This is a genomic window from Alicyclobacillus pomorum DSM 14955 (assembly GCF_000472905.1).
GTDB classification, from domain to species: Bacteria; Bacillota; Bacilli; order Alicyclobacillales; family Alicyclobacillaceae; genus Alicyclobacillus_A; species Alicyclobacillus_A pomorum.
Window position 1 is genome coordinate 123741 of the sequence record NZ_AXAR01000003.1, and the last position, 16678, is coordinate 140418.

Consider the following 16678-nt stretch of genomic DNA (forward strand, 5'->3'; position numbering starts at 1 on the left):
TCATACAGTGAGAGGCTGAACATCGTCACGAACGTTTGTACGGAGCGGCCGGTGTTCTTGTCGCTCCGCCACATCGTGCGAGGAGGAGGGGAACGTATGAGCGAGCCGGATCGTGCCCCGTTGATTCAATTATCCGTAGATCAGGAAGTTTTTATCGACACGGTTCGCGATGGGGACGTGATTGAAGACGCCACCGTGGCGACCGAGGTGACGTCGTTTGACCGTGTGGATGACGCCTACGTCCTGGAAGGGGCCATTGTCTTTGCGGGCTATCTGGCGGGCGAAGGGGTGGAACGTGGGGCAGAGGCAGGGGAGTTTGACTCCCTGTCCATCGACTTCGACGGCGGTTCGATTGCAAAACACGTGCACCATCGCATGCCATTCGTACTTCGTGTCCCGGTCAACTCACAGCCGCGCGGGATTGTCAACGTGGCCAGTCGCCTTGCGGCATGGAATTTGGAGGTCATCAGCACGGGGTGGATCCGCGTCGTGGCCGACCTCAATATCGTGGGACTGAACGGAAGCCAAGGGTACCACTTCCAGTGTGGTGCGCAGGAAGCTGGGGATTTGTTTTTTGATCCGTCCTGGGACACGGATTTCGACACAGCCGCCACCCGGGGGGAATCGCCCACGCTTGGCAAGCCGCCAGCACTGGCGGATCCGACGGTATATGGGGATCCGTCTATGGCGTCGCACTCCCCGGGCACCAACGATGCCTTTGAAGACGTATCGGCAGATAGCGTGGAACGTGAATTGGAGTGGGCGAGAGGCGTAGAGCATTCCCAATTTGAAGCGGACTCTGGTGGACGACACGAGGATGCGGGCACGAGTGAGCTTCAGGGAAAAGTCGAAGCGCTAAGCGATGCACGTGGTGGCCACGAACCATTGGATGCGCATGACAGTGAATCATCCGTTCGTGAAAACAGCCGTGCTGAGTCAGAACTGGGGTCCCATGCTCCAGAAGAACGTCGGGGAGACGATATGAAATCTGAGTCTCACGCTGGAGAACATCAGCGGCACGAAACGGAATCGAGTGCTCGCCAGAAGCGGCAGCGCACAGCGGATTCACAACCTGCGTCGGACAAAGATGAGTTGCGGTCACTCGACCACGTCTTGGACGGTCAGTCGCTGACAGATCAGGCGGAGGACCACCAGACGGATGAATCGGCACCACCGTCGACTCCGGTGGTCGAATTTGAGTTTGAGCATCAAGTCAGTGCGGTTGAATTGTCTCAGTCTCAGGCCGGGCCGGAACTTCCGGCTGAGTCAACCGAGGACTTTGTCCCGTCCCGGAGTTTTAGCGATGATGAGTTTCACGCGACGGCTGGTTTTGTACCGACAGTGCGCGTGGGCAGCGACTTAGGGCCGAGCCAGTCAAGCGATGTCGACCTGGACAGCGATGACTTCGCGCGTTCAGAGCACACACCATCGGTCAAACAGGAGGATTGGGGAGACGAAACGACACATGTCGACAAAGACTTGTGGTCGTTTGTCGACTTCAATGGACCGGAAGCGGCGCACACGTTGCGGTTCGCCATTGTGATGGAAGAGGAAACACTGGAGCTGGTTGCTGAGCGACTCGGTTGTTCGAAAGCCGATTTGATGCGCGTCAACCGACTCACCGACGAGCCTGTGTATCCTGGGAGATCCCTGCTCATCCCTAGCACTGCGTCCACGTTGGTGCACTAGTCGCCATTCCCGACAGGCGGTGACAAGATGAGTCTAACCGATGTGTCAGACCTCGAACCGCTGTTGCAGCCATACGGCGTGCGTTCCACCCGGGTGTCTCCCTTGGCACCCGGGCGTTTCCGTGTGGACACGTCAACCCGGAGTTACGAAGGGCGCGTGGTTTCGGAGACGTCGGCCATATCGCGCATGTCCCTTGCGGATTACGCGGCGCACAGACAGTTCCGGCGTACGCAGCGGTTTTTGCTCACGTTATATCACGACCGATTCGTTCCAGCTGGGGAAGACCATGTGTTTTATCTGACAGATGCCTGGGTTGGACCGCCTCTGAATGTATCGTTCCGCGACGTGATGGACGGGATTGACAACCTGTGCCACCTGCATCGGGCGGTGGAGGGGTACAGAGCGTCCCTCCCCACGGACCTGTTTTCGTCAGAGGACCGGTCGGACCGGTGGCTCGAGGCGCTTCAGAAAGGGGCCCGTTGGCTCGGTGTAGAGAAAATGCTTGGGCGTGCGAAAGAAAACGAGCGACTGTCTGAATGGCTGACGAAGTGGGAGGACCTCGCTCAGGCTTCCATTCGTCATTTGGTCAGCGCGGGGTACAAGGAAGTGGCACGCGTATGGCGGGCCAGTCAGGAGATAGCCTGGAATCAGTACCGGCTGTCCAACCTGATTCGACTGCGAAATGGAAGGATGGCTACCTTGCAATCCGCAGATCCTGTAGCGGACACTCGACTCTATGACCTCGCTTCGTTTTGTCAAGACATCTGTGCTCGGGGTCACGCGGATGGGGTCATAGAGGCAGTGGAACAGTACGCCAAGCAGATGAAAATCACCCCAGAGGAGAAAGCAATCGTCTATGCTTTCACCGCGTTTCCACACCAGGCGTTTGCTGTGGTGCGCAGCTGCCCGTCCGTTGGGGATTCGTCACCGGAGCGTTGGGTGGTCAAGGCGCAACAGCAGTACAGCGTAGCGCGCACGTTGTTAAAGCAATTGGAACGAAGGGGGAGGATGACGTGAGTACTCCAGATCCCTTTGGTGCCATCGAAGCCTACGGGGCTGACCTCGAGGTGTTGGAGGAATACAACTGCGTTCCGATTCGAGCGCGCATTGTGCGCGACCTGCTGAAAGTGCAAACCGAAAGCGGGGCTCGAGTGTTGAAGAAAGGCGCCCACAAGGCCGTTCACTTGGACTGGTCGTTTCTTTGTGCAGAGTATGTGGCGAAGTCCGGATTTCCGAACGTGCCTCGGTTCATTCGAACTCGGTACGGAGATCCGTACGTGCTCCACTCGACTGGCACGTACTACATGACGGCGTGGCGGCCTGGGCGCGAATTGGACGTCCAGAAGACAAACGAGCTCTTCGATGGGATGCGGATTCTGGGTGAGTGGCACGAAGCTGCTTTTGGATGTCGACCGCAAGGCATTGAGGTGCCGCGGCGGACGTCATTTGTGACGCGCATGCGACGCGCGGCGGAAGTGTTGCAGCGATATCGCCAGATGGCGCAAAGCGCACAGGAAACAACTTCGTTTCAGCGGGTATTTGCCGCGAATGCACAGGACTTGTTTGAACGCTTGCTGGGGTCCCTCCAGCGCCTCGAGGATGCCGATTTCCCGACGGTCGACGGCGCGGCGCGCGAACAAGGGTGGGTGTGTCACGGGGATTACACCTGCCACAACGTAATCTTGGACGATAGCGCATACACCGTCTGGAACTACGATAAAGTGTACCCGGGTCTCCCGCTCATGGACACCGCTCTGTACTTGCACAGATACATGCCAGCTTACGACTGGGACCCGGCGGTGCTGGCCTCGGCACTGGAACGTTATCGGGAAGCGAGCCGTTACCCAGAGGACGGTCAAATCCTCGCTGCGCTGCTCACCGTGCCGCTGCGCTCGATGCAGGTGGTCTCGTGGTACTTCCAGCGCTCTAGGGACTGGGCGGAAGAGGAGTTTGTGCACGCGCTTGAGATGTCACTGAACATGGATGTGCAGCGCATGGTCGCTGTGCAGGAGGTATTTGAGGACTCGCGCGAAATCCCAGTTCAGTTGCTTCCGGGGCCAGTCGCCTGGCAGGCAGACCCCATCCTGGTGCAAGATAGACAGGTCCCATCGAAGGTCAGCTTAGCGGACGAAGCGCCGGCCGGGGACTTCCGTTCCGGAGTGGAGGCCCGAACGCGGCCAAAAAGACCGCTACCAGGCCGCGCAAACAACGCGCGGGCGAAACGTCGAACGCCAAGCCGCGTTGCCAGTCATCGCCCCAAGCTATGGGGAGACGCCACACCGGCCGATGAGCGGGAATAACGGGGAAGGACACTCCACGGAGTGTCCTTCCTTCGCAATGTCGTGGGTATGCGCTACGGTGCCCCGAGAAACATGGCTACGAATACGATGAACAGGAGCAGCAAAACGAACAAGTCAATGGCACTTGGCCACAAAATGGCGCGCAAAAACAATAGAAAGATGGCCACCGCCAAGATCACTTTGACAAACCGTGCAAGTGCGTAGAAGAACCCCACGTGTCCTCGTCCCCCTCTGTGGAGCACAGACTATGGTATGTATATGCAAGCTTGTGACACGGGTCAACCTTTCGTCGCAGACGATGCAGTCGGAGTTCATGACAAAGCGGGCGCGTCTCTGATAAGATGAGACGAGAAAAAGACCGCGTTTTGCGGATGGTGCATTCCTGTGCAAGTCGCGGAACATATGCGTGGAGGTTCTGATGAGCGAATACACTACAGACAAAGGCATCTGGAACGGATGGTACTGGAGGCTCATTGGTCTTTCCGTCATGAGCATCGCCATTGTGCAGCTGTTATTGAAGTACGTCATTCACTACTCATTATTTGTCAGCCTGCCGATGGCCGTCCTCGTCATTTCTTATATCGTGGTGCCTAGGGCCAAGGAGAGAACGTTGGCAAACGCGCTGCTCGGTGTTTTTTCCATGTTTGTCGTCAGCGCTGCGCTGGCCCTGATTTTTGAGCCGGCGGTGGTTCAACAAGCCGCAAAGCAACACATCGTCCGGCAGTTCCTCCTCGAGTATTTGGCATTGCCCCTGTTGCTTGGCATTACGCTCGCGTACGGGTATCTGCGCCTGTCGCAGTGGTCGGATAAGAAGCGAGCGGAGCTGGAAGAGAAACGCCGAGCGCAAATGGTTGCGGACAAGCCCGTACCGCCCCGACGCATACACCGCAAGAAAAAGCGGAAGAAACGTTGAAACGGTTTCACTTCGCGCGACGCCGCTTGACACACCAAAGCGTATGTTTGTATCATGTTACGTACATTCAACTTTACGTTTTGGGCGAGGAAGAGAAGGAGTAGAGTGCATCCACTCTGTACAGAGAGAACGGTCATTGGCTGCGAGCCGTTCCAGAGTATCACTCGAAGGTCGTCTCGGAGCTGTCGTTCGACCGGGTCATTCCGTTATCAATGGTCAAGTGTTGCACGGATGTTTCGCAGATCCCGTGCAAAAGTCAGGTGGTACCGCGGAAATCAACCTTTCCGTCCTGAAGGACGGAAAGGTTTTTATTTTGACCCCGATGTGAGGAGGAATCGTTCCCGTGAGTGAGAATGGGACAAAATCTTTGCCAACCGTGTATGATCCGGCGTCTGTAGAACAGCGGATTTACGCGTTCTGGGAACAGTCCGGCTATTTCAAGGCCGGCCATCATCCCGAAAGGCCGGGGTTCTCCATTGTCATGCCACCGCCGAATGTCACTGGATTTTTGCACCTCGGCCACGCCTGGGATAACACACTCCAGGACGCCATCATCCGCTACAAGCGTCTCGCAGGTCACGATGCGCTGTTCCTGCCCGGAACGGACCATGCAGGGATTGCGACGCAAGCGCGGGTGGAGAAGGCGTTGATGGAGGAGGAAGGCGTCTCGCGCCACGAACTGGGGCGTGAAAAGTTCCTCGAACGCGTGTGGGACTGGAAGCGCAAGTACGCACACGAGATCACGAATCAAATCCGCGCCTTGGGCTCTTCCTGTGACTGGTCGCGCGAGCGATTCACCATGGACGAAGGCTTGTCCAGAGCGGTCCGAAAAGTATTTGTGGACCTCTACAACAAAGGGTTGATTTACCGGGGGAACCGTATCATCAACTGGTGTCCTCGGTGTGCCACCGCACTATCGGACATTGAAGTGGAGCACGTGGACGTCGAAGCGAAGCTCTACCACGTCAGCTATCCACTCGTCGACGGCAGTGGTTCGGTCACAGTGGCGACCACGCGCCCCGAGACGATGTTTGCGGACGTGGCGGTTGCCGTTCACCCAGAGGATGAGCGGTACAAGGATATGGTCGGAAAACGGCTGCGACTGCCGCTTACCGACAAAGAAATTCCTGTGATTGCTGACGAATACGTGGACCAAGAATTTGGCACCGGTTGCGTCAAGATTACACCCGCGCACGATCCCAACGACTTCGAAGTCGGTCTGCGCCACCACCTCGAGATGCCGCAATGCATTGACGCGGATGGCCGCTTGAACGCCATGGCAGGCCTGTTCCAGGGCATGTCCCGTGAAGAAGGTCGCGCTGCGGTGGTGAAGGCGCTCGAAGAACAAGGGTTCCTCAAAGATGCCGAGACGCTCAACCACGCGGTGGGACACTGCAGCCGATGTGACACGGTGGTCGAGCCGTTCCTGTCGGATCAGTGGTTTGTCCGTATGGAGCCGTTGGCGAAACCGGCATTGGACGCCGTGTCCAGAAAGGAACTTCGGTTTGTGCCGGAACGCTTCGAAAAGGTGTTCCTGCACTGGCTCGAAAACGTCCGCGACTGGTGTATATCCAGACAGCTGTGGTGGGGCCACCGAATCCCAGCGTGGTACTGTGACGAATGTCAAGGCATTACGGTTTCGATGCAAGACCCGACGGAGTGTCAGCACTGTCATTCCGCGCAGATTCACCAGGACGAGGACGTGTTGGACACGTGGTTTTCATCTGGACTGTGGCCGTTTTCGACCATGGGGTGGCCGGATGAGACGCCCGACATGGCTCGGTTCTACCCGACCAACGCCCTCGTGACCGGCTACGACATTCTGTTCTTCTGGGTTGCGCGCATGGTGTTCACTGGTCTTGAGTTTACTGGCAAAATGCCGTTCCACGAGGTCGTAGTGCACGGATTAATTCGCGCATCCGACGGTCGAAAAATGTCGAAAAGCCTCGGTAACGGTGTGGATCCGCGTGAAGTCATTGAAAAGTACGGCGCGGATGCGCTTCGCTTCACGCTGGCGACGGGGACTTCGCCCGGGAACGACCAACGGTTTTACTGGGAGAAAGTGGAGTCTTCGCGCAATTTTATCAACAAGATTTGGAATGCGTCGCGGTTTGTGCTGATGAACTTGCCAGACGGTGTAGACTTGCCTCCGCTCGACGCGGACAATCTCGATGTATCGGATCGGTGGATCTTGCATCGGTTGAACGAAACGATTGAAGTCGCCACCAACCACCTTGAGCGGTACGACTTTGGTGAAGCGGGTCGGGTACTGTACGACTTTGCGTGGGATGACTTCTGCGACTGGTACATCGAGTTTTCGAAGCTTGCGCTGTACGGTGACGACGAGGTTCGCAAGGCGCAAACGCGTGCGGTCCTTGTGCACGTTTTGGATTCCTTGCTGCGCTTGCTGCATCCGTTTATCCCGTTTGTCACAGAGGAAATCTGGCAGTCGTTGCCGATTCCCGGCGAGGCGCTGATTGTGGCAGAGTGGCCGAAAGTCAATCCACAGTGGCACGCACCCCACGCTGTGCGTCAGGCGAACGTATTGATGGAGACCATTCGCGCCGTGCGCAACATTCGTTCAGAACTCAACGTGGCACCGAGCAAACCCGTCGCGATGTTTGTGCGGGTGGCGGACGAGGATACAGCGGCGTTGTTCAATCAGACCAAGCATTACCTCACACGGTTTTGTCATTTACAGTCGCTGACCATTGGACAAGCGGTGGACGTTCCCAAACAGGCGATGTCTGCGGTTGTGACCAACGCCGAAGTATTCTTGCCGCTGGCCGACTTGGTCGATATTCGAGTCGAGCTGGAGCGGCTTGAAAAAGAAGTCGCTCGGTTGCAGTCGGAAGTGGATCGCGTGGAGAAAAAGTTAGGGAATCCGCAATTCGTTCAGAAAGCCCCCGCGGATGTGGTGGAGGCAGAGCGAGCCAAGGCGGTAGATTACAAAGCCAAACTTGCGGCTGTTCAAGAGCGAATTTCCGCACTGCGCGGGTAGGCTTACGTCCGAACATGCACTGCGGCAGATTCCTAGAGTGACCGCGGCGCAGTGAGGAGAATACATTATGTCGGTAGATAAGTACAGGATGATTGACTGGATGCAGTCGTTGAAGCGCTTTGGGATGCACCCAGGACTAGGGCGCACGCAGGCAGTGCTTTCCGCTCTGGGGCATCCCGAGCAAGGGTTGCGGTTCCTGCACGTGGCGGGTACAAACGGAAAAGGATCTGTGTGCGCGTTTCTGACGGCGCTGTTGTCCGTTCACCACAGGGTTGGCACATTTACTTCTCCGGCATTTGACGGATATCGAGGAAGGTTCGTGGTGAACGGGCGACAGATGAGCGAGAGCGAATTCGTGGCCTTGGCGAGTCAGGTGCGCGATGTATGTGAACAGGTCACTCCGGAAGATCCGCTGACTGAATTTGAAGTTTTGACCGTAATGGCGATACTTTACTTCAAACACGCGCACGTGGATGTGGTCGTGTGGGAAACGGGACTGGGCGGCCGATACGACTCGACCAACGTCGTGACTCCCTTGGTGACCGGTATCACCAACGTGAGTCTGGATCATATGGATGTCCTAGGCGACACCGTGCGCCAAATCGCGTATGATAAGGCAGGAATTATCAAGGCAGGGGTGCCCCTCGTGACAGGGGCGCGCGGAGAAGCGCTTGTAGTCATCAGAGATGTTGCCGCGGATGTGGGCGCTCCGGTGCACGTTCGCGGCAGAGACTTTGTGGAGATCCCAGTGAACCCCACACAGTCTCTCATGCATTACCGCGGTCTGTATCGAGACGTATGGGCAGTTCCCCTTGGCCTTTACGGTGTACACCAGATGGAGAATGCGGCGGTCGCGCTGGCCATGTACGAGGTGGCTTGCGAGCTAGGTGGATATCAGACGCTGTCGGATACAGCCATCCGCCAAGTGATGGCCGCAGTTCGCTGGCCAGGCCGCTTTGAGACATTTGAACATAATGGCAAAGTTGTGATTTTAGACGGAGCGCACAATGCCGAAGGCGTACAACGCATGGTACAATCATTGAGGCAGTTTTCGACAGCGCATGGAATTCCGCCCACAGACTGGACCATGGTGATAGGGATTCTCAATGACAAAGCCGCAGACGCCATGTTGCGCTCGGCGTTGCCTTATGCTCGCAAGGTGATTGTCACGGCACCAACCGTATCCAGGGCCAGAAATCCAGAGTCGCTCGCGGAACTGATTCGAAGCGAGCGCCGTGATGTGGAACTGGACGTTATCGGTTCGGTGGAAGATGCGATTCGCATCGCGTTGGCGGAAAAGTACCCTGTGTGTTGTTGGGGATCATTGTATACCGTGCACGAGGCGAGGAAGGCTATGAAACAATCGGAAGAATTTACGATGTGAGGACGGTGAGGCGCGTGAATCGCTCCCAGCACGTGCATTTCGTAGGAATCGGTGGATACGGTATGAGCGCCATCGCTCGGGTCATGTTAGACATGGGGTATCAGGTATCTGGATCTGACGTATCGTCACAGGAGTTGACGAAACGATTGACAGAACGCGGCGCCAAAGTCTATCAGGGACACGCAGCCAAGCAGGTGGAAGGCGCGGATATTGTGGTCTACAGTACCGCACTTGCACAGGACAACGTGGAACTTCAGGAGGCAAGGGCGCGTAACATTCCAGTGATTCACCGCTCAGAAATGCTGGCGCGGTTGATGGCGGACAGGGTTGGCGTCGCCGTGACGGGGGCACACGGAAAGACGACGACGACTTCGATGATTGCTTATGCCATGGAGCGCTGTGGCTTGGATCCCACGTTCGTCATCGGCGGCGTGGTGAGCAACATCGGTGACAATGCGAAAGCTGGCTCTGGTCGCTACGTGGTGGCAGAAGCGGACGAGAGCGATGGCTCGTTTCTACACTACCGCCCGCAAATTGCGGTGATTACCAATATTGAGGCGGATCACCTGGAACATTATGATGGTGATTTCGAAAACTTAAAGAGAGCGTATGCCCAGTTTATGAGCCAGGTTCCCGAAGATGGGCTGTGTGTCATTTCCGGCGCGGATGAACATTTGCGCAACATTCGTTCCTCCGCCGTGTGCCGCATACAGACGTACAACATTGACGGGGAAGCCGACTATGTCGCAAAAAATGTTCGGTTGATTGACCGGGGCAGCCAATCCGACGTGTATTTCCGGGGGCAGTACCTCGGCGAATTGCGCTTGTCGCTGCCTGGGCGTCACAACGTGATGAACGCCCTGGCAGCGGTCGCCGTCTTGCGGGAGGCGGGCGTCGAGTTTTCTGCGATTGCGAGCGCACTGGAGGAATTCCACGGGGCGAAGCGGCGCTTCCAAGTGATTGCCGAGGCCGGCGGCGTCCTTGTTATCGACGACTATGCGCACCATCCTACGGAAATTAGCGCGACGATTGAGGCGGCCAAAGCCACGGGGCGCCGCATTGTCGCTGTGTTTCAGCCGCAGCGGTACACAAGAACTTTCTTCCTCTTTGACGCATTCGCCAAGGCGTTTGCCGGTGCAGATGAGGTTATCATTGCAGACATATACTCTCCAGCCGGGGAGAAGCAAATCGAAGGCGTCTCTGCCGAACGATTGGTGGAACAGATTCAGATCCAGAGTAATCCAAACGTACGGTTCCTCCGCACGAAAGACGACGTTTTTGAATATCTGGTAAACCATGTGAAACCCGGGGATCTCGTGTTGACCATGGGGGCCGGAGATATCTGGCAAGTCGCGTATCGACTCGGTGATGCTTTGGAAGGCCGGGCCGAAACGGCGTATGTGTAAGCCGGCAGCGATGGTCTGACGCCGAGATGGAACAAGCGTTTCGTCATGGAAGTTGGACACTGTGCAGTTGTAAGAACGTGAAAAAGGGGCACCCCGAGATGGAGGGGTGCCCCTTCTGTATGTGATGAACAGGGAAGCTGGAGGTTACCGCCAATACTTCGACCGTCGGCGCACTTGCGTGGCCTTCGTGAACCAGTAGTAGGCCAATGCCAGTAAGGCGACAACCAGGGCAATCTTCAGAACGAGTGTCAAGAAGACCATCAGCACCACGAACATCACGACGCCAAGTCCAAACAGGATGATGGAACGGGTCAAATTCTGCACGGTGACTACCCCCTGTTCTCAAGTGCGAATCACGGGTACGCATGACAATGGTTCTATCTGTGTGGACTTGTCCACTGTCCAACAGTATAACATAATCTGTCACTCGCACATACGTGAATTCGCCAGAAAGATTGTAAAATTAACCCACTTCGACAAGGAATTTGATGATCCAAGTCGAATTTCTGCGCGTGGTGTAGTCCTAGCGACCAAAGGAGGTCTGTGATGACGACCGTACAGGACTTTTGGTTTGTGTTCATCGCGACGCTCGGCGCTTTGTTGGGCTCCTTCTTGAACGTCGTGGGCTATCGACTGCCTCGCGGTGAATCCATTGTATCTCCAGGGTCACATTGTACCCACTGCGGGCGCTCGTTGCGGAGTCACGAACTCATTCCCATGTTGTCATGGCTCGTCCTTCGGGGAAAATGTCGCAGTTGTGGACAATCCATCTCTGTGCGGTATCCGTTGCTGGAAGCCGCGACAGCCTGTCTGTTTGCTGCCACGTTTCTGGCATTTCCTGAATGGCCTGTGCGGGTCGGATGGATGGTGTTGTGGCTGGTGGTGATGGCGGCCGTGTCCACCGACTTGTACGCCATGATGGTGCCAAACGCCTTGTCCTTACCTGGGGCCGTTGTCATGTTTGTCGTTTCGGTGTGTACCGGATTGCAGCATTGGATGGGCGCCGTGGTGGGGTTGGCCGTGTGTTTCACGCTGCTCCTCGCGATTCACCTGCTGTCTGGAGGGAACATGGGACTTGGTGATGCCAAGTTGTACCTCTCGATTGGTGCTGCGCTAGGGGCGGTGCAAGGCATAGAATCGCTTGTTTTTGCGTCTTTTTACGGCACCGTGATAGGGCTGGTGCTGCGGGCTGTAGGCTGGCTGGAACGACGACAGTACGTTCCGTTTGTCCCATTTATCGCGATGGGTGTCGTAACGGCCGTGTTTTGGGGGCACGCGCTGAGCGGCTGGTATTTTCACGAGGTCCTGCGGCGCACCGATGTGGGATGAGGAGGCGTGGTGAATGGACATCCTGTCACTCCTGACCAGGGCACATGCCATGCAGGCGTCTGATCTGCACATCTCCGCGAATGCGCCACCGATGTTTCGCGTGTGCGGAGAACTCAGGGCAGACGGGGAGGTGCTCCAGTCCGCGGAGACCGAGGCCATGGGTCGACAACTGATGACCGATGAACAATGGCAGCGATTTACCGTCGTCGGTGAACTCGATTTTTCGTACCGCATTCCTGGAACGTCGCGCTACCGGATCAACGTCTATCGCCAACGCGGATGCGTGAGCTTGGCCGCACGGGTAATCCCGGACTCCATTCCGGACGTGCGTGGACTTGGGCTGCCTGACACTGTCCTGCAATTCACGGAGCGTCCACACGGTCTTGTACTCGTCACTGGTCCGACGGGCAGTGGAAAGTCAACGACACTGGCTGCTCTCATTCACCATATGAACCAGACGGTCCGCCGCCACATCATTACGTTAGAAGACCCCATCGAGTACGTGCATCGACACCAACTTTGCATGATTGATCAACGCGAGATTGGGCTGGACACACAAGGGTTTGCCCGTGCGCTGCGCGCGGCCCTACGCCAGGATCCGGATGTCATTCTGGTGGGAGAGATGCGAGATCTTGAAACCATTCGCACGGCCATCACAGCGGCGGAAACGGGACATTTGGTGTTCGCGTCATTACACACGAGTAACGCTGTGCAAACCGTCGAGCGCATCGTAGATGTGTTTCCGTCAGCCCAGCAATCGCAAATGCGGATTCAGTTGGCGAGCGTGCTGCAAGGGATTGTAGCGCAACGTTTGTACAAGACCATCGACGGCACAGGTCGCGTTGCGGCGGTTGAGGTGTTGGTCAACACACCAGCTGTGGCAAATCTGATTCGATCCGACAAGGTACATCAAATCCGCTCCGTCATGCAAACCAGTAAGGCGTTCGGGATGCAGACGATGGATGTGCATTTACGTGAGTTGGTTGCATTGCGAAAGGTTGCGCCGCAAGCTGTGGCAAATGAAAAACCGTGAGCCATCAGGAATTGTTTTGCCTTGGCAACATAGACTGAACTATCACGCCGCCACTAGACAAATATCGACGATATTAGTCATTGCATCCCAGTCTGCAAATCTATATACTGAACGTGAACTAACGACCCTTGGAAGCTCCTTGGTCTCTCAGATTTTTGAAGAGAGGTGATGGAGTGCGTATTCCTAAGTCGAAAGTACTGTACGTGTCTGCCGCCACGGTAGCGCTGCTCAGCGGCTCATCCGTCGCAGCGTCTACGGCGTATAAGACCGTTACAGTCCAAGACAACGGACAACGCAAGGTGATTCGCGGTTTTGCAACAGGAAACCTGGGTAAGTTCTTGGCGGGACACCAAATTCAGTGCGCTAACAATGATAGGGTGTCTCCGAGTTTAGCGGCCCCGGTTATTGACGGCATGAACGTCGTCATCACCCATCCGGTGACCGTCACGCTGGTCGATGGCAACTACACAACGCAAGTAGACACGTTTGCCAAGACTGTCGGAGATCTGCTGGATGAACAAGGTGTGCAGCTCCACGACGGCGATACGGTGAACTTGTCTCCAGACGCAGCACTAGTCAATGGACTGACTGTACAAGTAACAAGAACCAATAAACAGATTTCCGTGAAGACGCAAGAAATACCGTTTCAGACCATACGCCAGCGGACCGCTAATCTGTATGTGGGTGAACAACGTGTGCTGACGCATGGTGTGAAAGGGTCCATGCAGATACAGACAACAAGCGTCTTCGTCAACGGCCGTAAAGTTGGCCAACGCGTTGACAAAAAGGTGGTACAACCGGCGGTCAACGAAGTGATTCAAATCGGCACGCGCCCAAGACCGCAGCAGCTTTCCGCGCGCGGTGGGGGATCGTTGCTTGCATCGAAAAAATGGACGGTTGTCGCTACCGCGTACACGGCTGGCGGCCGCACAGCGACGGGGGTGCCTGCTCAGCCTGGAGTGATTGCGGTAGATCCAAACGTAATCCCGCTGGGTTCCAAGCTTTACATTCCTGGCGTTGGAATCGTTCGAGCGGCGGACACTGGAGGCGCCATCGTCGGGAACCGCATCGATATCTGCGTGAGCAATGAGTCTGCGGCAGAATCTTGGGGCGTTCGGACAGTGACCGTGTACGAAATTCAGTGAGGATCTAGGGGCAGCAAGGGTTGCAGTGTACACATTCAGTAAACAGGAGTCGTGCGCAAGATGGCACGGCTTCTTTTTTTTTTTTTTTTTTACGCGAATCTTTCATGTTGATCATAGTTTGCGACGTGGGTTCATAGAGTGAAGTAACAAACGATGACGACAGGGTGGAAGGAGAAGGTCGTGGATGAATCGGATGGACACAGATAGCACAGCTCGACAGTTCCCCGTCGCGCAACCCACCTTGACAGTAAAAATGGGGGACAAGCAGTGGGTTGTGGGCGCTCATCCCGCTTCCAATGAGTTGGCTTCTCCTCTGGAACACGTCGAGCAACCGACGACGTCCGTGCAGGCGGACAAGTCAGAGACTTCATCACCGCAGCGAAAGGGACAGTGGCGTGAGCAACTGGGCGCGAAGGTGGCCCAATCCGTGGAAGATTTGCTAGAGCCGGTAGCTCCCACCGAACAGACGGTGAAAACAGGGCGACCTACGCGCCGAAAATCTTCAGGATGGTTTATTCCTGCCACACAGCGCACAAGATGGAAGGACACATTTCAATTCGGATGCATTCTAGGACTTCTACTAGGGTGCTTAAGTATGGTATTGTTTCACCAGATGGCCCCGGACATGGGCTCTGCCGAAGTGGCTCTGGGGTCGTCCAATACCACGCAGGTTCTGAACGCCTCGAGCAATTCCTACGTTGTACCGGCAGTGAAAGTGCAAATTCTACAGTCGGTAGCGTACAGCAGTCGGCGGGCTGCGGATGGTGAAGCTGTGGCGTTGCGTCGCCATGGCGTTGAGGCTGTCGTACAGGGCAGCGGATCGAATTACGTGTTGTGGACGGGTGTGGCTCTGCGTGCCGGTCACTTACAGGACGAAGTGGCGGAGTTAAAACGGTACGGGGTGTCGGTGTCTCCAGTGACTTTGACCCTCAGTGCTCAGCAGCGGTCGGCGTTGGCGGGCTCCAATCCAGCGTCTCTCAGCCAAGTGTCGCACTGGTTGTCTTCCGCGGCGAGCGCGTTGGCATCCCTCACGGCTGTAGAAGCGGACGGCGGCGTCCCGCAGGATGCGTCGACCGCTTACCAAACTGCGAAGTCTTTGCAACCCAGTCAGGACATCCTGGCGGAAACGGGGCAAGGAGAGCTGCTGCATGCATTTTCGCAGACACTGGACAGCGCGTTCAGCGCGTTGGTTAAACACCAAAATGCATCGGCACGTGGTTTCACGCTACAAGCCTATCAACTCCTCTCAGAACTGCATTCGTGACGTTGCCAAAAGGCTCCTGGGAATCACATAATGTGCCAGAGCTTTGGGGTAAGCTAGACATAATTCCACTGTGTTCACCATTTGTCGACATATTTCGGCAGGACTCAACAACCTGTTGTCGAATTCGTCTGGGATACTTGTGTTCAAAAGGAGTATCCTTATGCGCGGAACGGTATGGCGCACAGCGGGTTTTGTGTTTGCAGGTGCTGTCATTGGAACGCTGGCAGGTCAATTGTTGGCGCATCAGTTTCCTGAATTGGGCCATTCGACATCTGTCCGCTGGCATCCCAGTGCGGATCTCGGCGTGATAGTGTATTCTCTCGACGTGACCCTACGCGTCAATTGGTTATCGCTTGTCGGCGCGGTGACGGGATATTTTGTACAGAGCCGTTGGAAGTAGTCGTAGACGTGCACGAAGGGCACACTTCCTGTTCGATGGGATTTGTGCCGATGGCGTTTCCTCCTTATCGTAGAGGTACGTGCCCACGGCGTGGCGCCGTCCCTGCGAAGAGGAGGAATCGCGTGCATGGAGTGTTCACAGACTGTGACCAATGGAAACAGACAGGCTCCGCGTGAGAGGTTGTTGACATGCGGGGCGCAAGCGCTGCGCGACGACGAATTGCTGGCTATCATCCTGCAGTCTGGAAATCGCCACGTGTCTGTCTTGGAACTGGCAAACCGTGTACTGGCTCGCGCCAACGGGTTGTATGGTTTGTTGGACATTACGGTGGAAGAGTTGGTGGACGTCACTGGAATCGGACTTGCCAAGGCTTTACAGATTGCTGCGGCTATCGAGTTGGGGCGTAGAATCATTCGCAAACCGACGGAGCACCGTGTGCAGATTCGCTGTGCGGACGACGCTGCTGAGTACGTCATGGATCGCCTTCGTTTTTTGAAGAAGGAACACTTCGTCATTCTTCACCTGGACACGAAACATTGCGTGATGGGAGAGGAAACGGTGTCCATCGGCAGCCTCGATGCGTCGATTGTACATCCGCGCGAAATCTTCAAATCCGCCGTAAAAAAGAGTGCCTCCGCCATTTTGTGCGTGCATAATCATCCAAGCGGAGACCCGACGCCAAGCCCGGAAGATGTCGCCGTAACTCGGCGCCTGATGGAAGCCGGTAAGTTGCTTGGCATCGACGTGCTGGATCACATCGTGGTCGGTGACGGGTTCTTTGTGAGTCTGAAAGCGCAGGGTCTCTGCTTGTAGC

General features: G+C 56.1%; 15 protein-coding genes and 1 other annotated feature. Of the genes, 13 read left to right on the plus strand and 2 right to left on the minus strand.

Translation table 11 applies throughout. The annotated features are described in order from the left end of the window. Positions 1-96: 96 nt before the first annotated feature. From YWK_RS0104305 to YWK_RS0104315, 3 genes are read left to right on the plus strand one after another with little or no spacing between them, the layout of a single operon-like run. Positions 97-1689, plus strand: coding sequence for a LysM peptidoglycan-binding domain-containing protein (locus tag YWK_RS0104305; protein ID WP_026963826.1), 1593 nt, complete (start codon positions 97-99; stop codon positions 1687-1689). A 27-nt stretch (positions 1690-1716) separates the two neighbouring features. Further along, positions 1717-2706: a hypothetical protein gene (locus tag YWK_RS22085; RefSeq protein ID WP_169727137.1), complete on the plus strand. Its 990-nt coding sequence runs from the start codon at positions 1717-1719 to the stop codon at positions 2704-2706. Further along, positions 2703-3989 (plus strand): phosphotransferase, encoded by a 1287-nt coding sequence (locus YWK_RS0104315; protein ID WP_026963828.1) that lies wholly within the window; start codon positions 2703-2705, stop codon positions 3987-3989. The genes YWK_RS22085 and YWK_RS0104315 overlap by 4 nt, the downstream gene beginning before the upstream one ends. Positions 3990-4042: 53 nt before the next feature. Here YWK_RS0104315 and YWK_RS22090 read toward each other — a convergent pair whose 3' ends face one another. Next, positions 4043-4204, minus strand: a complete 162-nt coding sequence (locus tag YWK_RS22090; RefSeq protein WP_169727138.1) for a hypothetical protein — start codon at positions 4202-4204, stop codon at positions 4043-4045. A 203-nt stretch (positions 4205-4407) separates the two neighbouring features. Here YWK_RS22090 and YWK_RS0104325 point away from each other — a divergent pair, with 203 nt between their 5' ends. The 4 genes from YWK_RS0104325 to murC all read left to right on the plus strand — a co-directional run bounded on the left by YWK_RS0104325 (position 4408) and on the right by murC (position 10693). Further along, positions 4408-4902 (plus strand): hypothetical protein, encoded by a 495-nt coding sequence (locus tag YWK_RS0104325; RefSeq protein WP_026963829.1) that lies wholly within the window; start codon positions 4408-4410, stop codon positions 4900-4902. A gap of 78 nt (positions 4903-4980) precedes the next feature. After that, positions 4981-5197: a binding site (T-box leader), on the plus strand. A 39-nt stretch (positions 5198-5236) separates the two neighbouring features. Beyond that, entirely contained in the window at positions 5237-7903 is a 2667-nt protein-coding gene (locus YWK_RS0104330) for a valine--tRNA ligase (protein WP_035465976.1), read from the plus strand. 67 nt (positions 7904-7970) lie between these two features. Then, positions 7971-9287, plus strand: coding sequence for a bifunctional folylpolyglutamate synthase/dihydrofolate synthase (locus YWK_RS0104335; protein ID WP_026963831.1), 1317 nt, complete (start codon positions 7971-7973; stop codon positions 9285-9287). A 14-nt stretch (positions 9288-9301) separates the two neighbouring features. Next, entirely contained in the window at positions 9302-10693 is a 1392-nt protein-coding gene (murC, locus tag YWK_RS0104340; protein WP_035466079.1) for a UDP-N-acetylmuramate--L-alanine ligase, read from the plus strand. 144 nt (positions 10694-10837) lie between these two features. Here the strand turns inward: murC and YWK_RS0104345 are convergent, their stop codons facing one another. Then, complete coding sequence (locus tag YWK_RS0104345) at positions 10838-11017, minus strand: hypothetical protein (RefSeq protein WP_026963833.1); 180 nt, start codon at positions 11015-11017, stop codon at positions 10838-10840. 222 nt (positions 11018-11239) lie between these two features. Between YWK_RS0104345 and YWK_RS0104350 the strand changes: the two genes are divergently transcribed. The 6 genes from YWK_RS0104350 (at position 11240) to radC (ending at position 16677) form a co-directional block, all read left to right on the plus strand. Next, positions 11240-12022, plus strand: a complete 783-nt coding sequence (locus YWK_RS0104350; RefSeq protein ID WP_035465977.1) for a prepilin peptidase — start codon at positions 11240-11242, stop codon at positions 12020-12022. Positions 12023-12035: 13 nt separating this feature from the next. Beyond that, the gene (locus YWK_RS0104355) at positions 12036-13055 is read left to right on the plus strand and encodes a type IV pilus twitching motility protein PilT (RefSeq protein ID WP_026963835.1); all 1020 of its coding nucleotides are present in this window, start codon (positions 12036-12038) and stop codon (positions 13053-13055) included. Positions 13056-13228: 173 nt separating this feature from the next. Further along, entirely contained in the window at positions 13229-14200 is a 972-nt protein-coding gene (locus YWK_RS0104360) for a resuscitation-promoting factor (RefSeq protein WP_026963836.1), read from the plus strand. A gap of 184 nt (positions 14201-14384) precedes the next feature. Beyond that, on the plus strand, positions 14385-15464 hold the full coding sequence (locus YWK_RS0104365) for a hypothetical protein (protein WP_026963837.1): 1080 nt from the start codon (positions 14385-14387) through the stop codon (positions 15462-15464). 160 nt (positions 15465-15624) lie between these two features. Next, positions 15625-15864 carry a DUF4321 domain-containing protein gene (locus YWK_RS0104370; protein ID WP_026963838.1) on the plus strand — a complete coding sequence of 80 codons (240 nt, stop codon included), beginning with the start codon at positions 15625-15627 and terminating at the stop codon, positions 15862-15864. Between the two features lie 126 nt (positions 15865-15990). Next, on the plus strand, positions 15991-16677 hold the full coding sequence (radC, locus tag YWK_RS0104375) for a RadC family protein (RefSeq protein WP_051375117.1): 687 nt from the start codon (positions 15991-15993) through the stop codon (positions 16675-16677). Position 16678 lies beyond the last annotated feature (1 nt).

Excerpts from the sequence above, each read along its gene's own strand:
- YWK_RS0104305 (WP_026963826.1), top strand. The coding sequence starts at position 97 with ATGAGCGAGCCGGATCGTGCCCCGTTGATTCAATTATCCGTAGATCAG.
- YWK_RS22085 (WP_169727137.1), top strand. The coding sequence starts at position 1,717 with ATGAGTCTAACCGATGTGTCAGACCTCGAACCGCTGTTGCAGCCATAC.
- YWK_RS0104325 (WP_026963829.1), top strand. The coding sequence starts at position 4,408 with ATGAGCGAATACACTACAGACAAAGGCATCTGGAACGGATGGTACTGG.
- YWK_RS0104335 (WP_026963831.1), top strand. The coding sequence starts at position 7,971 with ATGTCGGTAGATAAGTACAGGATGATTGACTGGATGCAGTCGTTGAAG.
- YWK_RS0104350 (WP_035465977.1), top strand. The coding sequence starts at position 11,240 with ATGACGACCGTACAGGACTTTTGGTTTGTGTTCATCGCGACGCTCGGC.
- YWK_RS0104355 (WP_026963835.1), top strand. The coding sequence starts at position 12,036 with ATGGACATCCTGTCACTCCTGACCAGGGCACATGCCATGCAGGCGTCT.
- YWK_RS0104365 (WP_026963837.1), top strand. The coding sequence starts at position 14,385 with ATGAATCGGATGGACACAGATAGCACAGCTCGACAGTTCCCCGTCGCG.
- YWK_RS0104370 (WP_026963838.1), top strand. The coding sequence starts at position 15,625 with ATGCGCGGAACGGTATGGCGCACAGCGGGTTTTGTGTTTGCAGGTGCT.
- radC (WP_051375117.1), top strand. The coding sequence starts at position 15,991 with ATGGAGTGTTCACAGACTGTGACCAATGGAAACAGACAGGCTCCGCGT.